At 70.6% G+C, this 23,172-nt stretch carries 20 protein-coding genes; 5 read left to right on the top strand and 15 right to left on the bottom strand.

All coding sequences use genetic code 11. The annotated features are described in order from the left end of the window. Position 1 precedes the first annotated feature (1 nt). A complete protein-coding gene (locus tag MC45_RS17160; RefSeq protein ID WP_038665782.1) occupies positions 2-1,042 on the top strand; it encodes a sensor histidine kinase in 1,041 nt (346 codons plus the stop codon). Positions 1,043-1,314: 272 nt separating this feature from the next. On the opposite strand, the gene MC45_RS17155 is transcribed toward MC45_RS17160, so the two are convergent. After that, positions 1,315-1,791, bottom strand: a complete 477-nt coding sequence (locus MC45_RS17155) for a DUF1440 domain-containing protein (protein WP_245640768.1) — start codon at positions 1,789-1,791, stop codon at positions 1,315-1,317. 216 nt (positions 1,792-2,007) lie between these two features. After that, a complete protein-coding gene (locus tag MC45_RS17150; RefSeq protein WP_038667850.1) occupies positions 2,008-2,751 on the bottom strand; it encodes a class I SAM-dependent methyltransferase in 744 nt (247 codons plus the stop codon). A 53-nt stretch (positions 2,752-2,804) separates the two neighbouring features. Here MC45_RS17150 and MC45_RS17145 point away from each other — a divergent pair, with 53 nt between their 5' ends. Next, entirely contained in the window at positions 2,805-3,665 is an 861-nt protein-coding gene (locus MC45_RS17145) for an oxygenase MpaB family protein (RefSeq protein WP_038665776.1), read from the top strand. A gap of 1 nt (position 3,666) precedes the next feature. On the opposite strand, the gene MC45_RS17140 is transcribed toward MC45_RS17145, so the two are convergent. Together MC45_RS17140 and MC45_RS17135 are read right to left on the bottom strand one after the other, a co-directional pair. Continuing rightward, positions 3,667-5,580 carry a CocE/NonD family hydrolase gene (locus MC45_RS17140; protein ID WP_038665773.1) on the bottom strand — a complete coding sequence of 638 codons (1,914 nt, stop codon included), beginning with the start codon at positions 5,578-5,580 and terminating at the stop codon, positions 3,667-3,669. 83 nt (positions 5,581-5,663) lie between these two features. After that, entirely contained in the window at positions 5,664-6,956 is a 1,293-nt protein-coding gene (locus MC45_RS17135; RefSeq protein WP_038665770.1) for an Hsp70 family protein, read from the bottom strand. A gap of 269 nt (positions 6,957-7,225) precedes the next feature. Here MC45_RS17135 and MC45_RS17130 point away from each other — a divergent pair, with 269 nt between their 5' ends. The 3 genes from MC45_RS17130 (at position 7,226) to MC45_RS17120 (ending at position 12,406) form a co-directional block, all read left to right on the top strand. Continuing rightward, positions 7,226-8,839, top strand: coding sequence for a M28 family peptidase (locus MC45_RS17130; protein ID WP_038665765.1), 1,614 nt, complete (start codon positions 7,226-7,228; stop codon positions 8,837-8,839). 85 nt (positions 8,840-8,924) lie between these two features. After that, positions 8,925-10,424: an ATPase domain-containing protein gene (locus MC45_RS17125; protein WP_038665762.1), complete on the top strand. Its 1,500-nt coding sequence runs from the start codon at positions 8,925-8,927 to the stop codon at positions 10,422-10,424. After that, on the top strand, positions 10,421-12,406 hold the full coding sequence (locus tag MC45_RS17120) for an ATP-binding protein (RefSeq protein ID WP_081974497.1): 1,986 nt from the start codon (positions 10,421-10,423) through the stop codon (positions 12,404-12,406). The genes MC45_RS17125 and MC45_RS17120 overlap by 4 nt, the downstream gene beginning before the upstream one ends. On the opposite strand, the gene MC45_RS17115 is transcribed toward MC45_RS17120, so the two are convergent. From MC45_RS17115 to MC45_RS17065, 11 genes are read right to left on the bottom strand one after another with little or no spacing between them, the layout of a single operon-like run. Next, complete coding sequence (locus MC45_RS17115; protein ID WP_038665759.1) at positions 12,389-12,958, bottom strand: histidine phosphatase family protein; 570 nt, start codon at positions 12,956-12,958, stop codon at positions 12,389-12,391. The genes MC45_RS17120 and MC45_RS17115 overlap by 18 nt on opposite strands. Then, positions 12,955-13,716 (bottom strand): adenosylcobinamide-GDP ribazoletransferase, encoded by a 762-nt coding sequence (cobS, locus tag MC45_RS17110; RefSeq protein ID WP_038665756.1) that lies wholly within the window; start codon positions 13,714-13,716, stop codon positions 12,955-12,957. Before cobS ends, MC45_RS17115 begins: the two co-directional genes overlap by 4 nt. Then, entirely contained in the window at positions 13,716-14,732 is a 1,017-nt protein-coding gene (cobT, locus tag MC45_RS17105) for a nicotinate-nucleotide--dimethylbenzimidazole phosphoribosyltransferase (protein WP_038665753.1), read from the bottom strand. The genes cobS and cobT overlap by 1 nt, the downstream gene beginning before the upstream one ends. Further along, positions 14,729-16,183 (bottom strand): cobyric acid synthase, encoded by a 1,455-nt coding sequence (locus tag MC45_RS17100; protein WP_038665750.1) that lies wholly within the window; start codon positions 16,181-16,183, stop codon positions 14,729-14,731. Before MC45_RS17100 ends, cobT begins: the two co-directional genes overlap by 4 nt. Next, complete coding sequence (gene cbiB, locus MC45_RS17095) at positions 16,171-17,082, bottom strand: adenosylcobinamide-phosphate synthase CbiB (RefSeq protein WP_245640767.1); 912 nt, start codon at positions 17,080-17,082, stop codon at positions 16,171-16,173. Before cbiB ends, MC45_RS17100 begins: the two co-directional genes overlap by 13 nt. Next, on the bottom strand, positions 17,079-17,849 hold the full coding sequence (locus MC45_RS17090; protein ID WP_038665747.1) for an ABC transporter ATP-binding protein: 771 nt from the start codon (positions 17,847-17,849) through the stop codon (positions 17,079-17,081). The genes cbiB and MC45_RS17090 overlap by 4 nt, the downstream gene beginning before the upstream one ends. Next, positions 17,846-18,808, bottom strand: coding sequence for a FecCD family ABC transporter permease (locus MC45_RS17085; protein ID WP_038665744.1), 963 nt, complete (start codon positions 18,806-18,808; stop codon positions 17,846-17,848). The genes MC45_RS17090 and MC45_RS17085 overlap by 4 nt, the downstream gene beginning before the upstream one ends. Next, positions 18,805-19,617: an ABC transporter substrate-binding protein gene (locus MC45_RS17080; protein ID WP_245640766.1), complete on the bottom strand. Its 813-nt coding sequence runs from the start codon at positions 19,615-19,617 to the stop codon at positions 18,805-18,807. The genes MC45_RS17085 and MC45_RS17080 overlap by 4 nt, the downstream gene beginning before the upstream one ends. Beyond that, positions 19,614-20,216, bottom strand: coding sequence for a cob(I)yrinic acid a,c-diamide adenosyltransferase (gene cobO / locus MC45_RS17075; protein WP_038665738.1), 603 nt, complete (start codon positions 20,214-20,216; stop codon positions 19,614-19,616). Before cobO ends, MC45_RS17080 begins: the two co-directional genes overlap by 4 nt. Then, positions 20,213-21,187: an aminotransferase class I/II-fold pyridoxal phosphate-dependent enzyme gene (locus MC45_RS17070; RefSeq protein ID WP_052075744.1), complete on the bottom strand. Its 975-nt coding sequence runs from the start codon at positions 21,185-21,187 to the stop codon at positions 20,213-20,215. The genes cobO and MC45_RS17070 overlap by 4 nt, the downstream gene beginning before the upstream one ends. Next, on the bottom strand, positions 21,187-23,118 hold the full coding sequence (locus MC45_RS17065) for a TonB-dependent receptor plug domain-containing protein (RefSeq protein WP_052075743.1): 1,932 nt from the start codon (positions 23,116-23,118) through the stop codon (positions 21,187-21,189). Before MC45_RS17065 ends, MC45_RS17070 begins: the two co-directional genes overlap by 1 nt. Positions 23,119-23,172 lie beyond the last annotated feature (54 nt).

The following is a 23,172-nucleotide window of genomic DNA, read 5'->3' as shown; positions in this document are numbered from 1 at the left end:
TCTGGCCGAAGCCGCCAACCCCAGCGTACTCTATATCGACGACGACGACGGCATCCGCCGCCTCGCCGCGCGCGGGCTGGCGCGGCGCGGCTATCGCGTCACCACCGCGGAGGGCGGCGCCGAGGGGCTGGTGCTGGCGGCCTCGCAGCCGTTCGACCTGATCGCGGTCGATCATTACATGCCGGGGATGGACGGGCTGGAGACGCTCGAACGGCTCGCCGCGCTCCCCGTCATGCCGCCGGTCGTCTACGTCACCGGTTCGGACGAGGGGCGGATCGCGGTCGCCGCGCTCAAGGCGGGCGCCGCCGATTACGTCGTCAAGACCATCGGCGACGACTTCTTCGACCTGCTCGCCGCCAGTTTCGATCAGGTGCTCGACCGCAGCCGGCTGGCGCTCGAGAAGGCGCGCGCCGAGGAGGATCTGCGCGCCAGCAACGCGCGGCTCGAGGCGTTGCTCGGCGAGGTCAATCATCGCGTCGCCAATTCGCTCCAGCTCGTCTCGGCGATGGTGCGGTTGCAGGCGGGCGCGCTCGCCGATCCGACCGCGCGCGCCGCGCTCGACGATACGCAAAGGCGGATCGGCGCAATCGCACAGGTCCACCGCCGCCTCTATTCGGCCAACGACGTCGAGAGCGTCGACATGCGCGACTATCTCGGCTCGCTCGTCGCCGAACTCGCCGAGACGCTGACCAGCGGTGACGCCCCGCACGCGCTGCGCGTCGCCGCCGAGCCGATCCGCCTGCCCACCGACAAGGCGGTCTCGCTCGGCGTCATCGTCACCGAACTCGTCACCAACGCCTGCAAATATGCCTATCCCGCCGGCGACGGCGGCGAGATCCGCGTGATGCTGGCGGCGGACGGCGACCGTGCCTTCCGTCTCTCGGTCGAGGACGACGGCTGCGGCATGCCCGCCGAAGCGACGCCCAAGGGCACCGGCCTCGGCACCAAGCTGATCCGCGCGATGGCGCAGAGCCTGCAGACGATCGTCGAATACGAACCCCGCCCCCAAGGCGTCCGCGCCACCCTGCGCGCCGCGGTATAGGACGCGGCATAAGGTAGCGCGTTGAACCACAAGGGGAACAAGCTACCCCTGTCCTACACGCCATCCGAATCGTAGATCGTCACCTCACTCCTTCTCCCATACGGGAGGGGGAAAGACGCCGAAGGCGGCGAAGGGTGAGGACGACGCCGAATGACCGACGATTGCGCTCACATCGCCGACCAATCACCACCAAATCGGAAACGATCGATCCGGATCGTTTCCGTTAAGATGTCCATCTTGTCCACGTTGCCACAATCCTGCCACAATTGGGCTCAGTCGAGCGCCTCGACGATCGCCCGCCGGGTGCCTTCCAGCACCAGCCCGAACACGACATGGCTGACCAGCCCATAGGCATGCGTTGCCGGCGGCGTCTCGGTCGGTGCGGGGCCCCAGCCGAACGCCGGCACCGCGACATCGTCGAGCATCGTCGCGACGCCGACCCCGAACGCCGATCCGAATCCGGCGTTCGACTCGGGCCATTGCCGCACCGCCAGCGCATAGCCTGCGCCGAGGGCGGCGCCGGTGGCGTAATGGACGAGGCTTCCCGCCGCCGCGCGATGCTTCTGCGTCACCGCATCGCCGGTGACGGCCTGCTTGGCGCTGTCCGCCGCCTTGACCGTCGAGGGATCGTCGTTGCTCCCCGTCTGCCCGAACGCCGGCGCGCTCACCGACTGGAACAGGTTCATCGCCAGGCTGGCGACGAGGCCACCGGCGAGTCCGGCGGCGAGGGTCTTGGTCAACGACGGCACAGGCATTCCCTTCCGAAAAGTCGGCGAGGTAACGCGCAACCCGAACAAAAGGCCCCCAATTCCTTCCCCGCAAGGGGGAGGGGGACCGTTCGGCGCCAGCCGAATGGTGGAGGGGGAGGAAAGGGTGGAAGCTTTGCGATCAGGCTCCCACTCTTTCCTCCCCCTCCACCAGCTTCGCTGGTCCCCCTCCCCCTGGCGGGAGAGGAATATTCGAGTTTACGGCTTCCGGAACTTCAGCACGAACTGGTCGGTCTTGCCGCGCACCGCCGGATCGAACACGTTCTTGCTATGGTCGTCCGCCGGATTGGCCAGCACCTTGCTCGCGCCGGCGAAGCGGAACCCCGCCGCCTCGACCTGCCGCCGCACCGCCGCCGGATCGATCCGATGCTTCGTCTCGGTGCCCGACATCGCGGTGCCCGGCGCATCGGCATGGTCGATCACCACATAGGTGCCCCCCGTCTTGAGCAGCTTGAACACCGCTGCGTCGAACGCGCGCAACGCCGGCTCGCCCGCGCTCTTGTTGGGGATGTCGTGATAATTCTGCACCGTCCAGAACAGGTCGACCGGCTGCGGCGTGGTCGGCAGGTTGGTCGGCTGCACCTGCGCGACGACGTTGGCGAGGCCGCGCGCCTGCAACGCCGGCAGGCTCTTCTCGGCATATTTCGCGCCGGCGGCGGGCCACAGCGCATAGACCTTGCCCTTCGGCCCGACCACGCCGGTGAAGATCCGCGTCCAATAGCCTGCGCCCGGCAGGTAATCGACCACCGTGTCGCCCGGCTTCACCCCGGCGAAGGCGAGCACCGCCGCCGCCTGTCGCCGCGCATCGTCGCCCGCCTGATCGGCGCGGGCGGGATCGGCGAGCGCACGCGTGATCGCCGGGCCGGCGGGCGCCGCTTTGTCCTGCGCCACCACCGCGGTGGTCAGTGCCGCCGCTGCGAACATCGAAAGAGCCAGGCGCATCGTTACGTCTCCCGTCACTGGTTTGGCCGCCGGGCCGCACTAGATGACACAGCATGGCCGATCTTCGCGACACGATCCAGACTCAGGTGCATCGGCTGGTCGGTTTTGGCGACGGCGCGGTCGATCTCACCCGCCCGCCCGGCGACGACGGCCTGTTCGGCCCCGGCTCGGCCGCCTGGGTCGTCCATGGCGACTTCACCGCGATGATGGCGGGCGGTGTCGCCGCGCTGCTGCTCCAGATGCTCCATCCGGGCGCGCTGGCGGGGGTATGGGACCATTCCAACTTCCGCCGCGACATGCTCGGCCGGCTGCGTCGCACCGCGCAATTCATCTCCGGCACCACCTACGGCTCGACCGCCACCGCGGAGGCGCTGATCGCCAAGGTGCGGCGCATCCACGACCGCGTCGCCGGCACGCTGCCCGACGGCACGCCCTACAGCGCCAACGATCCCGACCTGCTCACCTGGGTCCATGTCGCCGAGGTCGCGAGCTTCCTCGCCGCCCACCGCCGCTACCGCGACCCCGCCTTCCCGGCGGCAGAGCAGGACCGCTATCTCGCCGAATATGCGGTCGTCGCCGAGCGGCTCGGCGCGACCGGCGTACCCAGGACGCGCGCCGCGCTCGACGCCTATCTCCTCGCGATCCGCCCGCAGCTACGCGTCGACCACCGCACCCGCGAAGTCTCGCGCGCGCTGCTCCGCCAGCAACCCGCCAGCCTCGCGATGGCGCCCGCGCAGACCGTGCTGATGGAGGGCGGCATCGACCTCCTCCCCGACTGGGCGGCGCGGATGCACAGTCTCGACCGCCCGCCGCTCGGCAAGCCCGCGGTCCGCGCCGGCGTCGCGGGAATCGGCTCGGTGCTGCGCTGGGCGCTGCGCGACGGCTCGGCCAAACGCGCGACGACGCAGGGGTGACTTATTGTCCCCGCGCCTGCGCCTGCTCCACCGGCACCACGGGCAACAGCACCGCGCTCGGCGTCGCACCACCGCGGCGCAATGTCACCGTCGCCTTCTTGTAGTCCGCCGGCTTGGCGAAGAAGATGTTGGGCACATAGGTCTGCGGGTTGCGGTCGTAGAGCGGGAACAGGCTCGACTGGACCTGCACCATCACGCGATGCCCCGGCTGGAAAACGTGGTTCACCGTCGGCAGGCGGAAGCGGTAATGTTGCACCTTGTTGGCCGGAATCGCGCTCGGCTGCGCGAAGCTGTCGCGATAGCGGCCACGGAAGATGTCGAGGCTGATCGGCAGCTGGTATCCGCCCATCTTGGGATCGGTGGCATTCTCCGCCGGATAGACGTCGATCACCTTGACGACGAAATCGCCGTCGGTGCCGGTCGTCGCCGCATAGAGATCGGCGATCGGCGCGCCCGACACGCGCATCGCCACGGTCAGCACCGGCGTCGTATAGGTCATCACGTCGGGCCGCCCGTCCGATCCGCGCTGGTCACTGACTAGCCAGTCGCCCCAGCGCCCGTCCTTGAAATTGACCGGGCGTGGCAGGTGCGGGACCGGCTTGGCAGGATCGGAGACATAGCTGTCCCCGCCCGCCGCCGCCTTGTCGAAGCCCAGCCCGCCATCCGCCTGGAGATAGATCGGCTTGAGCGGCGCCGCGCAGCCGCTCTCGCAGGCGAGCGGCCAGTTGGCGAGGCGGTCCCAGTGGTTCTCGCCGGTATTGTAGATCGCCGCCTGCGGCAGGTTCGCCGCCGGGCCGTCCTTGAGATATTGGTCGAACAGCGGCAGCACCATCTGCTCGCGGAACTGCGCGGCGGTGTCGCCGTCCCACTGGAACGGCCCGAGGCTGCGGCCGTCGCGATTGACCTGGCTGTGCCGCCACGGCCCCATCACGAGGAAATTGTTGCCCGCCTTGCCCTTCGCCTTCAGCGCCTCCCAAGCGGTGATCGCGCCGTACATATCCTCCTGGTCCCACAATCCCTGTTCCCAGAGCGTGGGGACGTTCGACGGATTGGCGGCGAGCAATTTGTCGAGCGCCTGTCCCTGCCAGAAGTCGTCATAGGCGGCATGCTGCGACATCCGCTTCCAATAAGGGAGCTGGTCGTAGCCCGACTTCTTCGCCCAGTCGCCCGCCGAGCCGACCTCGCGGAAATTGTCGTAATCGTCCCAGCCGCCGGTCGGCGGCACGGTGCCGTTGCCCTTGTAGCCGGTCTGCCCGCCGAGCCAGGCGATATTGGCGAGGCGGAAGGCGCCGTAATGGAACCAGTCGTCGCCCATCCAGCCGTCGATCATCGGGCTTTCCGGCGCCGCGACCTTGAGCGCAGGATGCGGCGCGAGCAGCGCCATCACCACGGTGAAGCCCTCGTAGGACGAGCCGATCATGCCGACGCGGCCGTTCGACTGCGGCAGGTTCGCCTTGTTCACCAGCCAGTCGATCGTGTCATAGGCGTCGGTGACGTGATCGACCTTGGTCGGGTTGAGCGGGCCGATCACCGGCCGGGTGACGACATAGTCGCCTTCCGACCCGTATTTGCCGCGCACGTCCTGATAGACGCGGATATAGCCGCCCTTGACGAAAATCTCGTCGGCGAGCGGCAAGGTCGCCAGCATCGACGCGCTGTCGCTGCGGTTGGCGCGCGCCTTGGCGTTATAGGGCGTGCGGGTCAGCACGATCGGCGCGTTGGTCGCGTTCCTGGGGATGACGATGACCGTGTAGAGCTTGGTCCCGTCGCGCATCGGGATCATCACTTCGCGCTTGATGTAATCGTTGGCGGTGTCGACCAGCTTGAACTGCGCCGGAATGTCACCCGCCGGCTGCTGCTGCGCCTGCACGCCGACCGAGAGCAGGGCAAGCGAGGACAGCAGGATGGCGCGCATGGAAATCTCCGGCAGAAGGGGTGACCTATGCTAGGCGCGACAGGACGCGAACGGCAAGGGTCGATATCGCAGGCGGGTTCGCGTCAGTTCGCCCAGGCGGCGATGTCGTCCTGCAAGCCGATCAGCGCGAGGCCGTGCGCGATCGAGGTGAGTTCGCCGCCGGTCGCGATCCGCTCGGCGCCGAACCGCGCGTCGAACAGCCGGCGGATGCGCGGGGTGAGCGAGGTGCCGCCGGTCAGGAAGACGCGGTCGATGTCCGCCGCCTCGACCCCGGCGCTGGCCAGCGCGCTGTCGACCGCGGCGTCGATGCGCAGCATGTCGGGCGCGATCCACGCTTCGAACTGGTCGCGCGTCACCTCCGCCTCGATCGCGAGGCCGGCGCCCTCGAACACGAAACGCGCCTGCTCCGCCTCCGACAGTGCGCGCTTCAGCCCGCCGACCGCGTCGTAGAGCCGGTAGCCGAGTTCCTGCTCGATCACCGCGATCATCCGCCCGATCGCCTCGGGATCGAGCGCCGAGCGGCGCAGTTTCTCCAGCTCGGCGAGCGTCCGCTTGTTGCGCATCAGCGCGAGCCGCGACCAGTCGGCGAAATCGGCGAAATAGCCACCGGGGATCTCGAGCACCTTGTCGAACGAGCGATACGATCCGCCCTTGCCGAGCAAGGGCATCACCAGCCGGTCGACGATCCGCTGGTCGAACCGGTCGCCGGCGATGCCGACGCCGGCATGGCCGAGCGGCACGCAGCGCTGCGCCGCGCCCGGCACGTCGACGCGGACGACCGAAAAGTCGCTGGTGCCGCCGCCGAAATCGGCGACGAGGATCGTCGCGCGCTCGGTCAGCCGCGCCGCATAGCTGAACGCGGCGCCGAGCGGTTCGTAGACGTAATGGACCTCGGCACCGAGCGCGCCGAACACCAGATCGTAGCGGCTGCGCGCCAGCGCCTCGTCGGGGCGGCTGCCGGCATAGGCGACCGGCCGGCCGACGACGATCCGCGCCATCGGCCCGTCGAGCCGGCCGCGCGCGCGGGCCCGCATCTTGTCGACGAACAGCGTCCCGAGATCCTCGAAGCGCAACCGGCGTTCGAAGACGTTGGCATGTTCGAAGGTGGCGCTGGCGGCGACCGACTTGAACGACTGGATGAAGCGGCTGCCCTCGGGGAAGTCGAGATATTCGCGGATCGCCCACGGCCCCGCCTCGGATGCGAGTCCGCCGCGCACGTCGCCGTCCTCCCAGAAGCACAGCGCCGAGCGGAACACCGCCTGCGCGCCGTCGGGCGCGTCGAGCATGACGAGTTCGGCCGCGTCGCCGCGCGCGATCGCGGCGACCGAGTTGGTGGTGCCGAAGTCGAGGCCGAGGGCGGGGAGCGAAGCGGTCATCCGCGCGGCTTTGTCATGGCGCGCGGGCGGGCCGCAAGTGCGGAAACGACCCCCGTTACCCCGGGACCTCTCCCCACCCACCCGTCACCCCGGACTTGTTCCGGGGTCCACCCAGCCGCAAGCGCGCTTTATCCGCTCAAGCCGGTCTCCTCGCCGCACAGTGGACCCCGGAACAAGTCCGGGGTGACGAATGGAATAGTCGAACGTCACCCGGAAACCTCCGCAAGCCCCGCTTGTGCGCCGCCCGGAACCGCGGCACCTTCGCCGCCATGAACCGCCTGCTCCCGCTCGCCCTGCTGTTGATCGCAGCGACCGATCCCAGGCCGCCGATCCTCTCGCCCGAGCGGATCAAGGCGGATGTCCGTACGCTCAGCGCGGACGGCTTTCACGGTCGCGGCCCGACGCAGGCGGGCGAACCGGTCACGCTCGACTTCCTCGAAAAACGCTTCGCCAAGCTCGGCCTCAAGCCGGCCGGCGACGGCGGCTATCGCCAGCGCGTCCCCCTGCTCCGCTGGACACGCGAGCGCGCCGACATGACGCTCGACCTCGGCGGCACCGCCCTCCCCCTGCGGGCCGGCGTCGAGATCTCCGCCAGTTCGCGCATCGTCGGCGAGACGCGGCTCGACCGCATACCCGTCGTGTTCGTCGGCTATGGCGTGGTCGAGCCCAGGCTCGGCTACGATCCCTATCGCGGCATCGACGTGCGCGGCAAACTGGTGGTGGCGCTGGCCGGCGATCCCGATGCCGAGGCGGGGCGCGATCTCGGCTTCGGCGGCCGCGCCTCCAGCCCCGCCGCGCGCACCAAGCTCGCCGAGGCGCAGAAGCGCGGTGCCGCCGCCTTCGTGCAGATCCACGACACTTTCCCGTCGAGCTATCCGTGGCTGCAACTGGCGAACGGCGATGCGGTGCCGGGCTATGCGCTCGATACCGGCAGCGTGCCGCCCGCCTTCGGCCTGCGCGGCACGCTGCGCAACGATATCGGCGTCCGGCTGCTCGCGCAGGGAGGGCTCGACTATGCCGCCGCCAAGCGCGGTGCGCAGCGCGCCGACTTCACCGGCATCGTCCTGCCGGGTGCGACGTTCAGCGCGACGCTGACGACGCGGCTCGATCGCACCGAAAGCCACAATATCGTCGGCATCCTGCCCGGCAGCGATCCCGCCGCGGGCAGCATCCTCTACGGCGCCCATTGGGACGCCTATGGCGAGAACGATTTCGACCCGCCCGCCGACCGCATCCGCAACGGCGCGATCGACAATGGCACCGGTACCGCGACGCTGCTCGACATCGCCCGCGTCTTCGCGGCCGCACCGCGTCCGCGCCGCTCGGTGGTGTTCGCCTTGTGGACCGCCGAAGAAAAGGGCCTGCTCGGCGCCACCTGGTATGCCGATCACCCGGCGTTGCCGCTCGCGACCACCGCGGCGCAGTTCAACCTCGACCCGCATGTCGTGCTCGGCCGTACCCGCAATCTCGAGCTGATCGGCGTCGGCCGCACGCCGCTGGAGGCCGATCTTGCCCGCGTCGCCGCGGCACAGGGCCTGCGCGTCGACCCCGAGGAGAATACCGAAGCGGGCTGGTATTACCGCTCCGACCATTATGCCTTCGCCGCCAAGGGCGTGCCAGGCGTCTATTTCCGCGCCGGCCGCGACATCCTCGCCGGCGGCATGGCGGCGGGCGAGGCGAAGCGCAGCGCCTATAACGCGCGCTGCTATCACCAGACCTGCGACGAATATGACGCGCGCTGGGACATGACCGGTGCGGCGCAGGAAGGCAGCGTCGCCTATGCGCTCGGCCGCGAGATCGCCGACGGGCGGATGTGGCCGGGCTGGAACGCCACGGAACCCTTTGCCGCGGAGCGCGCTAAGACCGATACGGCACGACGGTGACGCGGCTAGGCGCTAGACGCCGAAACGCCTAACGAGAATCAGCACCGGGACCGTCGTCATCCGGAAACGTCTTACGGAGACCGGATTGGCACAGGCTATACGATCGACCCAGGCATCCACCGGCATTTCGGGGCTCGATTACGTCCTCAACGGCGGGCTTACGCCCGAGCGCCTCTATCTGGTTGAGGGCACGCCCGGAACGGGCAAGACGACGCTGGGGCTCGGCTTCCTGCTCACCGGTGCCGCGATCGGCCAGGCCGGCCTGTACGTCACGCTTGCCGAGACGAAGGTGGAGTTGCTCGCCGTCGCCGAGACGCACGGCTGGTCGCTCGATCCGATCACCGTCTTCGAGATGGTACCCGCCGATGGCCTGGGCGACGATCAAGAACAGACGCTGTTGCATCCCAGCGAAGTCGAGCTGGGCGAGACGGTGCGCGCGATCATGGCAAAGGTCGACGAACTGCGCCCGGCGCGCGTCGTCATCGACAGCCTGTCCGAACTGCGTCTGCTCGCGCAAAGCCCAATCCGCTATCGCCGCCAGATCCTGGCGCTGAAGCATTTCTTCTCGACCCGCCAGTGCACGGTGATCGTCCTCGACGACAAGAGCGGGACGGGCAACGACCTGCAATTGCATAGCATCGCGCACGGCGTGATCGCGCTCGAACAGACGCTCTCCGGGTTCGGTGCGCAGCGGCGACGGCTGCACGTCGTCAAGATGCGTGGTGTGCGCTTCCGCGGGGGATATCACGATTTCGAGATCGAGCGGGGCGGCCTGACGGTATACACCCGGCTGACCGCGGCCGACTACCAGGCCGAGCACGACCTCGAAATCGTGTCGACGGGATCGGAGGCGTTCGACGCGCTGCTCGGCGGCGGTCTCGTCCGCGGCACAGCGACGCTATTCACCGGCCCCGCCGGCGTCGGCAAGACGACGACGACGGTGCAATGCATGATTGCGGCGCTGCGCCGCGGCGAGAATGCCGCCTATTTCCTGTTCGACGAGCGCACGCCGACGCTGCTCGCACGGTCGCAGGCATTGGGGATGGACCTGCATCCCTATCTCGCCAACGGCCAGCTGACGCTGCGCGCGATCGATCCCGCCGAACTGTCGCCGGGCGAATTCGCCGCGACGGTCCGCACCGCCGTCGAGGACGATGCGGCGCGCATCATCGTCATCGACAGCCTCAACGCCTATCTGCAATCGATGCCGAGCGAGCAGTTCCTCATGCTCCAGATGCACGAGCTGCTGACCTATCTCGGCCAGCGCGGCGTCGCCTCGCTGCTGATCCTCGGGATGCACGGGATCCTCGGCGACGTGCGCGCCGACATCGATCTCAGCTATCTCGCCGACACCGCGGTCCAACTCCGCTATTTCGAGGCGTTCGGCGCGGTGCGGCAGGCGATTTCGGTCATCAAGACGCGCACCGCTCGCCACGAGCGTACGATGAGGGAATTTCGCATCGGCGACGGCGGCATCCATCTGGGCGAACCGCTGGCGTCGTTCCAGAACGTGCTGGGCATCGCGCCGAGCTTTTCGGGCGAGAGCAAGGCGCTGCTCGCCCGGGCCGATGGCGGTGGCGGATGACGATGGACGATCGCGTCCTCATCCTCGCGCCGCGGGGGCGCGATGCCTTCGTCGCCGCCGACCTGCTGCGGCGTGGCGCGATCCCGGCGGAGATCGTGCCCGATCTGGCGACGCTCGTCGCCGAACTGGCGCGCGGCGTCGCCGCGGTGCTGATCACCGAGGAGGCGCTGGTCGCCGGCGACCGGTCGGCGCTGGCCGCCTGGGTCGCGGCGCAGCCGACCTGGTCCGACCTGCCGTTCGTGATGCTCGCCAACGGCGGCCGCGCGCCGCGCTCGGCGGCGGCGGCGCAGCGGCTCGACGAACTCGGCAACGTCGTGATGCTCGAGCGGCCGCTGCATGCCGAGGCAATGCTGGGCGCGGTCCGCTCGGCGATCAAGGCACGGCAGCGCCAATACGAGCTGCGCACTGCCGCCGCGACGCTGGAGGCGGCGGTGGCGCAGCGTACCGCCGAACTCGAAGCGGCGCGCGACAGCCTCGAATTCGCGCTCGAGGCGGCGGGCATGGGCAGTTGGGACCTCGACGTCGCCAGCGGCGATATCCGCCGCAGCCCGCGCCACGATGAAATCTTCGGCTATGGCGAACCGCAATCCTATTGGTCGGTCGAGCGGCTGATCGGCCATGTCGACCCGGCACAGCGCGACGAGATCGCTGCGGCGCTAACCGATGCGGCGCGGACCGGCTCGCTCGATGTCGAATGCGCGATCCAGGGTGCCGACGGCAGCCGTCGCTGGATCAGCAAGAAGGGGCGGATGCGCTACGATGCCGATGGGGCGCCCGAACGGCTGACCGGCGTCGTCGCCGACATCACCACGCGGAAAGAGGCCGACGCCCAGCTCGCCCAGGCGCAGAAGATGGACGCGATCGGCCAGCTCACCGGCGGCGTCGCGCACGATTTCAACAATCTGCTCACCCCGATCGTCGGCAGCCTCGATCTCGTCCGGCGGCGGCACAAGGATGACGAGCGTACGCAGCGGATGGTAAGCGGTGCGATGCAGGCGGCCGAGCGTGCTGCGACGCTGACCCAGCGGCTGCTCGCCTTCGCACGACGCCAGGCCTTGCAGCCGAAGGCGGTCGACGTCGGCGCGCTGATCGAGGGGCTGGTCGATCTGATCCGCCGCTCGCTCGGGCCGACGATCAAGGTGACGATCGAGGTCGCCGACGATCTGCCGTCGGCGCGGGTCGATCCCAACCAGCTCGAACTCGCCCTGCTCAACCTCGCGATCAATGCGCGCGACGCGATGCCGGGCGGTGGCCAGCTCACCATCACCGTCGGCGGCGCCGCGGTCGACGAACGCAACGCCATCGGCCTGTCCGCCGGCCGCTACGTGCGCATCCTGGCGAGCGATACCGGCATCGGCATGGACAAGGCGACGCTGGCCCGCGCGACCGAGCCATTCTTCTCGACCAAGGGCGTCGGCAAGGGCACCGGGCTCGGCCTGTCGATGATCCACGGCCTCGCCGCGCAATCGGGCGGGACGCTGACGCTGTCGAGCGAGCCGGGCCGCGGCACCCGCGTCGAACTATGGCTGCCGGCGACACAGGAGGAACCCGCGGTGGTCGCCGACCACCGTAACGAGCCGGTCACCGCGCGTCGCGCCGCCAAGATCCTGCTGGTCGACGACGAGGATATCGTCCGCTTCGCCACCGCCGACATGCTTCGCGACATCGGCTATCAGGTCGTCGAGGCAGCATCGGGCAGCCAGGCGCTGGCGGCGATCCGCGGCGGCGTCGACGTCGACCTGCTCGTCACCGATTATCTGATGCCGGGGATCACCGGCGCAGCGCTGATCAGCGAATTGCGCGCCACCGGCCACCCTCTGCCCGCGCTGCTGATCACCGGCTATGCCGCGACCGGCGCCGACGTGCCCGGCGACGTGCCGCGGCTTGCCAAGCCGTTCCGCCAGGTCGATCTCGCCGCGCGTGTCGATGCACTGCTCCACCAGCCGCCCAAGACCGCCAAGGGGTTACGCGTCGTCCGCTGACCCCAGGCGCGGCAGACGGACGATCGCGCCGCACGGCGGCACTGCCGCGATCATCCGTTCGAGCGGCAGACCGGCGAGCCGCGTCCGGATCGCCGCGATCGGCCCGCCGTGGCTGATGACCAGCACGTCCTCCGCAAGCGGCAGCGCATCCCACGCGGCGCCGGCACGGCGGGCGAGGTCGAGCCCGGTCTCGCCGCCACCGGGGCGGAAGTCGCGCGGATGCGTCATCATCCGGTCCATCAGGTCGCCGGTCTCGCGCCAGATCGCATCCCAGCGTCGCCCCTCCCAGGTTCCGAAATCGCGCTCCAGCCAGCGGGGATCGTCCTGCACCGGCCGCCCCGTCAGCCGCGCGACCATCCCGGCAAGTCGCCTTGTGCGGATCGCGCCGGAATGGACGATCGTCGCGAACGGTTCGGCGGCGAGTTCGGTCGCCAGCCGTCGCGCCAGCGCCGCGCCGTCGCGGCTCCACCCCATGTCGGACCGACCGTAGCACCGCCCCGCCCACGCCTTCGCCACCGGCGGATGGCGGACGAGCAGCACCTGCGCGATCATCCCGCCGCCACTGCGAGCAGCAGCGTCAGCTGACCGGCGTAGGCGGCGAACCCGAGGCAATCACCGGTGCTGCCGCCGATCCGCCGCCGCAGGAAGCGCGCCAGCCACCCCAGCACCGCCACGCCGATCGCGGCAGCGACCAGCAGCGACAGCGGGCTCAGCCACGCCAGCGGCAGCACGCCCGGCACCGTCAGCGCCAGCGCGGCGAGCGCCCGGCGCGGCGGCACACCGCCGGCCCGCGCCGCCGTCCCCGTCGCCACCGGCGGCAGGATCGCGACGAGCAGCACCGCCCACAACCGCCCCACCGCCGCCGCCGCGACGATCGCCGCCGCCGCCAGCATCGGCGGCAGCGCGCCGATCGCCGCCAGCCGCAAGCCGACCATCAGCCCCAGGCCGAGCGCACCATAACTGCCGATTCGGCTGTCGCGCATGATCTCGATCGCCCTGTCGCCACGCGCGGTGCCGCCGAAGGCATCGCAGAAATCGGCGACCGCATCCTCGTGGAAGGCGCCGGTCAGCAACGCCTCGACCGCCAGCGCGAGCAGTGCCGCGATCACCGGCGGCCACAGCGCCTGCGCCGCGACGAAGATTGAGGCGGTCACTCCCCCGATCAAGGCGCCGACCAGCGGCAGCCACGCCATCGCCCGGGCGAACCCGTCCGCCGCCGCCGCGTCCAGCCGCGCCAGTGCGGGCACCGGCAGCCGGGTGAGGAACTGCACCGCCAGCAACGGCGGTGCCCAGAGCGGGGCCCGCGCCATCAATCCGCCCGCTCGGCGCCGATCGCATCGAGCCGCGCGACGTCGCACAACACCGCCGCCGCCGCGTCGAGCAGCGGCAATGCGACGAGCGCCCCACTCCCCTCGCCCAGCCGCATGCCCCAATCGAGCAACGGCTCCAGCCCGAGCTGCGCGAGCGCCGCGGCATGGCCCGGTTCGGCGGAGCGATGCCCGGCGATCATCGCGCGCACGCTGCCGGGTGCGAGCCGCTCTGCGACCAGCGCCGCCGCCGTGGCGACATAGCCGTCGAGCAGCAGCGTCGCGCCGCGTGCGCCGCCGCGTGCGAAGAAGCCCGCCATCGCGGCGATCTCATAGCCGACGACCGCGGCGATCGTCCCTAGCGTGTCCCCGGCAAGCCCCGGTGCAACCCGCGCGACCGCATCGGCGACGATCCGCGTCTTGTTGGCGACGATCGCCGCATCGGCGCCGGCACCCCGCCCGACCGCCGGCGCGGCGGGAAGTCCGGTCAGCAGCACGGTGAGCGCCGCGGCGGGCGTCGTATTGCCGATCCCCATCTCGCCGGCGATCAGCAGCGCCGCGCCGTCGTCGATCGCAGCATCCGCCTCCTCCGCGCCGACCTGCCACGCCGCCTCGAACTGCGCCGCCGTCATCGCTGCGCCCCGCGCAAGGCTCGCGGTGCCGTCCGCCACCCGCGCATCGCGGAAGAAAGCGGGCGCGTGCTCGATCCGCGGCCCCGCGACGCCGACGTCGACCAGCCGCAGCGGGCATTCGTGCGCCGCGGCGAGCGCGTTGCTGGTGGCGCGACCGGTAAGGATCGTCGCGACCATCATCCCCGTCACCGCCGACGGCCAGGCCGACACGCCATCGGCGACGCAGCCGTGATCGCCGGCGAACAGCACGATCCGCCGCGGCCGGGTGCGCGGATCGAGCCGATCCTGCGTCCGCGCCAGCCGCACCGCGATATCCTCCAGCCGCCCCAGGCTGCCGCGCGGCTTGGCGAGCGCATCGAGATGGGCGCGAACGTCGGCGTCGGTCATGCGGCGGTCCTTGCAAGCGCGATCAGCGCGTCGATGTCGAGCGCCCGTTCCAGCGTCGTGGCGATCGCGTCGAGCGCCTCGTCGATCGCCTCCCGCCGGTCGAACCCGTCCGAGACGACACCGAGCGGCGCGAGCAGGTGCGCGCGTGCGGCGGGGTCGTCGAACAGGCCGTGGACGTAGCAGCCCGCGATGCGGCCGTCCTGCGCGCGCGCGCCGTCGGCGACGCCATCGGCGAAGCGGAGCAGCGGCGGCGTGCCCGCATCGGGCGCGGTGACGCCGGCGTGGATCTCATAACCGGTGAAGCCGATGCCGGCACCGATCTCGCCGGTGATCGGCCGGGTCCGCTTGTCCGCGGCGATCACCGTATCGACCGGCAGCAGCCCGAGACCCACGACCGTCTCCGCCGGCCCCTCGATCCCCCGCGGATCGGCGACCGTCCGCCCGAGCATCTGATAACCACCGCAGATGCCCAGCACCCGCCCGCCGCGGCGGACATGCGCGGCGAGATCGACGTCCCACCCCTGTGCGCGGAAGAAGGCGAGGTCGGCGATCGTCGCCTTGCTCCCCGGCAGCACGACCAGCGCCGCATCGCCCGGCAGCGGCCGGCCCGGCGGGATCATCGCCAGCCGCACGCCCGGTTCGTGCGCCAGCGCGTCGAAATCGTCGAAATTGGCGATCCGCGACAGCATCGGCACCGCAATCGTCACGCCCGCGCCCGCCGCCGCACGCCCCAGCGCCACCGCATCCTCGGCGGGCAGCAGCGCTGCCTCGGCCAGCCACGGCACGACGCCGATCGACCGCCAGCCGGTACGCGCGACGATCTCCGTCAGCCCGTCCGCGAACAGCGCGGGATCGCCGCGGAATTTGTTGACGATGAAGCCATGGATCATCGCCGCATCGTCCGCGTCGATCACCGCCCGCGTCCCGACCAACGACGCGATCACGCCGCCGCGGTCGATATCGCCGACCAACACCACCGGCACCCCGGCGGCACGGGCGAAACCCATGTTGGCGATGTCGTTGCGCCGCAGGTTGATCTCGGCCGGCGACCCCGCCCCCTCGACCACGACGATATCCGCCGCCGCCGCCAGCCGCCGATAGGCATCGAGCACCTCGCCGAGCAGATCGGGCTTGCGCCGCCAATAGTCGCCCGCCGCGAGTGTCCCGCGTGACCGGCCGGCGACGACGAGCTGCGAGGTGCGGTCGCTCTGCGGCTTGAGCAGCACCGGGTTCATGTCGACATGCGGCGCGACGCGCGCGGCGATCGCCTGCAACGCCTGCGCGCGGCCGATCTCGCCGCCGTCGGCGGTCACCGCGGCGTTGTTCGACATATTCTGCGGCTTGAACGGGCGGACGACGAGGCCACGGTTGGCGAACGCGCGGCACAGGCCGGCGACCAGCACCGACTTGCCGACGTCCGACCCGGTTCCCTGCAGCATCACCGCGCCCATGCCAGCGCTCCGACGAGGATCCACAGCAACAGGCAGGCGATGCGATAGATACGCAGCGCCCGCGCCAGATCGGCGGCATCGGGCAGCGGCCCCGCGCCCAGCACCGCACGCTGCGCCGGCTCGCCGTCATAGCATATTGCGCCGCCCAGCCGCCGCCCCAGCGCCCCCGCCATCGCCGCCTCCGGCCAGCCGCCGTTGGGTGAGGCATGGCGGCGCGCATCGCGCAGCATCGTGGCCCAGCCGCCGCCACCCGCCAGACAGACCAGCAACCCGGAGAGCCGCGCCGGCAGCCAGTTGACCAGATCGTCCGCACGCGCCGACGCCCAGCCGAACCAGATCAGCCGCGGCGTCCGATGGCCGACCATCGAATCGGCGGTGTTGATCGCCTTGGCGGCGAACAGCCCCGGCAGGCCGGCGACGAGGAACCAGCAGGCGGGCGCGACGACGCCGTCGCAGAAACTCTCGGCAAGGCTCTCGATCGCTGCGACGGCGACGCCGCGCTCGTCGAGCGTCTCGGTATCACGGCCGACGATCATCGCCACCGCGCGCCGCGCCGCGGGCAGGTCGCCGCGAGCGAGCGGCCCCAGCACCGCCGCGACATGATCGTACAGGCTGCGCTGCGCCAGCCCGGTGGTGCCGATCGCCACCACCGCGACCAGCCCCCAGCCCTGCCCCGCCAGCCGCTCGATCGCGCCGCCGGCCAGCGCCGCCAGCCCGACCAGCAGCGCCAGCAGCGCCACCCCGCCGAGCCGCTGCCGCACCGCGTCGCCGCGGTTCCAGCGCCGCTCGACCCCATCAATCAGCGCCCCCACCGCCACCACCGGATGCCGCCAGCGCCGCGGATAGCCGAACGCCGCCTCCGCAATCAGCATGGCAAACAGCGGCAGCGCATGGCTCACCGCGCGATCGGCAGGATGAAGCGCTGCCCGGCGGGGGTGACGCCGATCTCGACCTCCACCCCATAGGCTTGCGCGATCAGCGGCGCGGTCAGCACCGTCTCCGCCGGCCCCGCCGCGACGACGCGCCCGCCACGCAGCAGCACCGCATCGTCGGCGATCCGCGCCGCGAGGTGCAGGTCGTGCAGCACCAGCACCACGCCGCTGCCGCCCACGGCGACACCGCGCAGCCGCGCGAGCACGTCGAGCTGGTGCGCCGGATCGAAGCTGGCGAGCGGCTCGTCGGCGAGCAGCCAGTCGGGCTCGCCCGCCAGCACCCGCGCGAGCAAGGCCCGGCCACGCTCGCCGCCGGACAGCCGCTCGACGCCGCGCGTCGCGAAGCCGGTCATGTCGGTCGCCGCCAGCGCACGCGCCACCGCGGCGCGGTCGTCGTCGGTCTCGCCCCAGCGGCCGCGATGCGGCAGTCGCCCGAGCCCGACGAGCGTCACGACGTCGATATCCCAATGCACGTCCGCCGCCTGCGGCAGCAGACCGATCGCGCGCGCCCGCGCCCGCCGGTCGAGCGCCTGCACGTCGACCCCGTCGAGCGTCGCTGCGCCCTGGTCCGGCCGGCGCAGCGCGGCGAGACAGCTAAGCAACGTGCTCTTGCCCGCACCATTCGCGCCGAGCAGCGCGGTCACCCGCCCGCGCCGGAAGGCGAAGCTGACGTCGTCGAGCACCCGGTTGCCGCCGAGCGTCAGGCCGATCCCCTCGGCCGCGAGTCCGGTCATGCGAGCCTCCGGCGCATCGCGATCAGCAAATAAAGGAAGAACGGCCCGCCCAGCATCGACATCGCGATGCCGAGCCGCAGCTCGCTGACCGTCGGCACGATCCGTACCAGCGCATCGGCCAGCGTCAGCAGCAGCGCGCCGCCCAGCGCCGAGGGCAGCAGGATCGCCGACGGCCGGTGTCCGGCGAACGGCCGCACCATATGCGGCACGATCAGCCCGACGAAGCCGATCTGTCCCGCCGTCGCCACCGAGGCGCCGACGGTCAGCGCCACTCCGGCGATCACCAGCCATTGCAGCCGCGCCGGATCGACCCCCATCGACCGTGCCGCCTGTTCGCCCAATGTGAGCGCGTCGAGCGAGCGGCCGGTGGCGAACAGCAATGCCGCGCCGACCGTGACCAGCGGCGCAGCGACCTTGACGTCGTCCCAGCTCCGATCGGTCAGCGCGCCGAGCAGCCACGTCACGATCTGCGATGAGACGAACGGCGTCGGCGCGAGGCTGATCGCCAGACTGGTCAGCGACCCGAAGATGCTGGTGAGGATCATCCCCGCCAGCGTGAACAGGATCAGGCTTCCGGAACGGCCGGCGATCAGCGCGAGCAACGCCATCGTCACCCCCGCGCCGACCAGCGCGAAGCCCGGCAACAGCCACATCTGCGCAGCATAGCCGAAATAGAGCGCCAGCACCGCGCCGAACGCCGCGCCGGTCGACACGCCGAACAGCCCCGGATCGGCGAGCGGATTGCGCAGATAGCCCTGCATCACCGCCCCCGACAGGCCGAGCGCCGCGCCGACGACCAGCGCCAGCACGGTGCGCGGCAGGCGCAGCTCGACGATGATGATCGAGCGCGGATCGGCGGCGGTCCACGCGTCCCACGGCACCCACACCTTGCCCGCCGCGACCGACAGCGCCGCGACGGCAAACAGCGCGACCAGCAGTCCGATATTGAGCCGCGTCATGCCCCGAATCCCCCGCGCACCTGCCGCAGCCGCGCCATCGCCGCGATGATCGTCGGCCCGCCGCAATTCATCAGCCGCGTCGGATAGGGCGCGACGGTGATCCGTCCCGCCAGCCGCCGCACCGCCGGATGCGACGTCATCCGGTCCTCGCCGACGTCGGCCGCGGCGGTCGACAGCAGCACGCGCGGCGGCCGCGCAACGAGATATTCGAGCGGCAGCACGTCCCATTTCTTGAGGCCGTAGGTCGCGCTCATGTCGCGAAACCCGGCGCGGCGCAGCAAGTCGGCGGACAATGTGCCGCTGCCCGGCACCAGCCCGCCCGACTGCCAGATCAGCGCCGGCACTGGCGTCACCGCCGCCGGCCGCGCCGCCGCCGCGATCCGCGCCGCCAACGCCGTGCCGCGCTGCGGATGGCCGACGACGCGCGCGATATCGCGCACCTGCTCCTCGCTTTCCGCGACCGTGTCCGGCACTGGATATTGGACGATGCGGATCTTCATCCGGGTCAGCGCCGCGATCGTCGCGGGCGCGACGTGCGGGCCGGTCAGCACCATGTCGGGCGCCAGCGCCACCACCTCCTCCGCCGTCCCCGAGGTTGCGGCGAAGCGCCTCGCCTGCGCCAGCGGGATTGAGGTCGCACGCGGGTCCTGCGAATAATGGCTGATCCCGGCGATCTGCGCGGGGTCGGCGACGTGCATCAGCACCGCGTCGATACACGGATTGATCGATACGATCCGCGGCGGCCGCGGCGGCGGGGCCGCCGACACCAGCGGCAGCGCGGCGAGCGCGATGGCGAGCGGCCGGATCAATATTCGACGCCCTTCTGCGCCTTGAACCCGGCATTGTACGGATGCTTCACCTCACCGAATTCGGTGACCAGATCGGCGATCGCCAGCAATTCGGGCTTGGCGTGGCGGCCGGTGATGCAGATATGCTTGGTCAGCGGCCGCTCCTTGAGGAACGCCACGATATCGTCGATCGGCAGCGTCCCGTCGCGCAGCACGATGTTGAGCTCGTCGAGGATGACGAAATCGATCTCGGGATCGCGGATCATCGCCTTCGACCGCTCCCACGCCGCCTGCGCCGCGGCGATGTCGCGCGCGCGGTCCTGCGTGTCCCATGTGAAGCCCTCGCCCATCACCTCGAAGGTGGCGAGATCGGGATGCGCCTCGAAGAAATTGCGCTCGCCCGTCTCCCATTTGCCTTTGACGTACTGGAGGATCGCGACCTTCAGCCCCCAGCCGATGCTGCGGATCGCCATGCCGAAGGCGGACGACGACTTGCCCTTGCCGTTGCCGGTGTGAACGATCAGCAGCCCGCGTTCGAGCGTGCGGCGCGCCTGCATCTTCTCGCGCGCCGCGGCGACCTTCGCCATGCGGGCGTTGTGGCGGGCATAGTCGTCGGTCATGAGCGATACTCCTCGAGGGCCGCGGCGAGGCGGGTGAGCGCGGTCGCACCGCGCGGCAGGCCGATCCGCAACCGGTCGGTCCGATCGGCGAAGGGGCGGGTCAGGATAGCATGATGCGCGAGCGTCCCGAACAGTCGGGCGGCATCGTCGCAGGCGACCAGCCGGAACAACGGCGCGCTGCCGGCCAGCGCCAGCCCGGCTTCGTGCAGCACCGTGTCGAGCAGCGCGCCCGTCTCGACGATGCGGCTCGCCTGCGCACGCCGCCACGCGATATCGCGATAGGCGGCGGTGCCGATCGCCACCGCCGGCGACGACACCGGCCAGTCGCCGAGCATCGCGCGCAGCCCGCCGGCGATTCGATCCCCCGCCACCACGAAGCCGAGCCGCAAGCCAGGCAGGCCGTAGAATTTGCCGAACGAGCGCAGCACGATCAGCCGGTCCGACGCGTGCGGGCACAGACCGGCGGCGGGATCGGCATAGGCTTCGTCGAGCACCAGCGTCATCGGCGCGGCCAGCAGATCCACCGGGCCGGCGAGGCGCCCGTCGGGATTGGCCGGGCTCGCCAGCACGAACAGGTCATGGTCGCCCGGCCCCTCCGCCACCAATTCCGCCCCCGGCCATGCCGCGCGATGGCCGGCATAGCCGGGATGGCGTACCGCCGGCGCGCGCGCGCCGATCAGCGGTGCGAGCAGCCGCATCGCCAGATCGGTCCCCGGCACAGCGACGACCTGCGCGGGGTCGGCGACGCCGAACGCCCGCGCCGCCGCCGCCTCCAGCGCCGCGATCTCCGCCGGCTCGGGCAGACGATCGAGCCCCGCCAGCGTGTCGACCGGCCAAGACCATGGCGCGATGCCGGTCGACAGGTCGATCCAGTCCGCGCCGCCGAACGCCGCGCGCGCCGCCGCCACCCGCCCGCCATGGGCGCAGAAGGTGGCCCAGGGATGGGGGACAGGAGCGCGCGGTTCGATCATCAATAGGTCAGGCGGACGCCGCCGAAGGCGCCGCGCCCCGGCTGGCCGTATTGCAGGATCGTCTGATAACGCTGGTCGAACGCATTCTCGATCCGGCCATAGACCTCGACATGATCGACGATCGGGAAGGACGCGCGCAGGTCGGTGACGACATAGCCGTCGAGCCGCTGCGAATTGGATGCGTTGTTGAAACTGTCCCCCACCGCGGTGACGGTCGCGCCGGTGGTCAGCCCGAACGGCCAGCGATAGTCGGCGTTCACCGATACGCTGTTGTCCGGCCGCCGGGCGAGATCGCGGCCGGCATTGGCGGTGCCGGTCGAGCGGTTCTTGGCGTCGAGATAGGTATAGGCGGCACTGACCGTCAGCGCCTCGACCGGGCGGAGCGTCAGCGCGAATTCCACGCCCTGCGCCCGTGCCCGCGCGACATTGTCATAGGTGCCGAACGGCCGGTCGGCGCAAATCCCCACGGACGTGTCGCAGGACACGAAATTGATGAGGTCGAACGAGGTGCGGCGGAAATAGGTCACGCTCGCCTCGACCGCGCCGTCGAGCGCCTTTTGCGCCACGCCCGCGTCCCAGCCGCGCGAGCGTTCGGGGTTGAGCCGCGCATTCCCATATTCGCTCTGCAACTGATACAGGGTCGGCGCCTTGAACCCCTCGGAATAGCTCGCGCGGAACGCGGTCGCGCCATCGTTGGGTGAATAGACGCCGCTGGCCGAGACGGTCGTCGCTCCGCCGAAGATATTGTGGTCGTCGTGGCGCACGCCGCCGGTCGCGGTCAGTCCGGCGATCGGCGTCATTGCGAGCTGGCCGTAGACGCTGAAGATCCGCGCCCGCCCCCGGGTCGCCGGTCCGCCGTAGCTCGCCGTCGTGAAGCGCGACACCTCGCGCTCCGCGCCGAAGGTGGCGAACACCGCGGAACCAAGATCGGCGACGCCCTGATATTCGATCCGGTCGTTGCGCCCCTTGCCGGCGAACGTCTCGGTCGGCGTGCCGTCGGGATCGTAATTGTGCCGGTCGGTATCGGTGTGCGCATAGCCGAAGCGGTTGCGGAACCGGCCGTCGAACAGCGCCGCATTGAGTCCGGCATAGCCCGTCCATTGCTCGCTCGTGCCATATTCGCGCGTATCGCCAAAGGCGAAGGTCGGCGGCGGGAAGCCGTCGATATCGGTGCGGCCGTTGGAATAGAAACCGCGCACATCGACCGAGACGGTCGGCGCCAGCGCGATGCCGAGGCTGCCGTTGGCGGCATAATTGCGGTAACCGTCGCGCTCCGTGCCGGGGGCATAGGCCGAGATGCCCTCGGTGGTGTAATAGCCGCCGCCCAGGCTCGCCGACACCGGCCCCATCTTGCCAGAGACGTTGGCGAAGCCCTGCCCGGTCTCGTGCCAGCCGCCCTCGACGCGCGCGTTGACCGCGACCTGCTCGGTCGGCTGACGGGTGATGAGGTTGACGACGCCGCCGATCGCCTGACTGCCCCACAGCACCGATTGTGCGCCGCGCAGCACCTCGATCCGCGCGATATTGCCGATCAGCAACCCGCCGAAGTCGAAGCCGCCGCCCGGCGACGAGGGATCGTTGAGCTTGATCCCGTCGATCAGCGCGACGGTCTGATCGCTCTCCGCGCCGCGGATGTTGACCGAGGTCGCGGTGCCGACGCCGCCGTTGCGCGTCACGCTGACGCCCGGCGTCTGGCGCAGCAGGTCGGCGACGACCACCGCCTGCCGCTGGGTGATCGTCGCGGTGTCGAGGACGGTCACCGCCTGGCCGACGGTGGAAGCGGGTCGCGCCTCGCGATTGGCGGTGACGAGGATGTCGCTGCCGGCGTCGGCGACCTGCTCAAGGCCGCTGGTCGATTGCGCGGTCTGGGCGAAGGCAGGTGTCGCGGCCGCGATGCACGGCAGCAGGATGAGACAGGCGTAGTTCTTCACGATGGTTTCCCCCTCGTTGCAACAACGGGAGCACGCACCGCGATTTCGCCGGAA

This window comes from Sphingomonas taxi, assembly GCF_000764535.1.
Classification (GTDB): domain Bacteria; phylum Pseudomonadota; class Alphaproteobacteria; order Sphingomonadales; family Sphingomonadaceae; genus Sphingomonas; species Sphingomonas taxi.
Note: the sequence above shows the minus strand (reverse complement) of the source record. Positions and strands in the feature narration are given on the sequence as shown.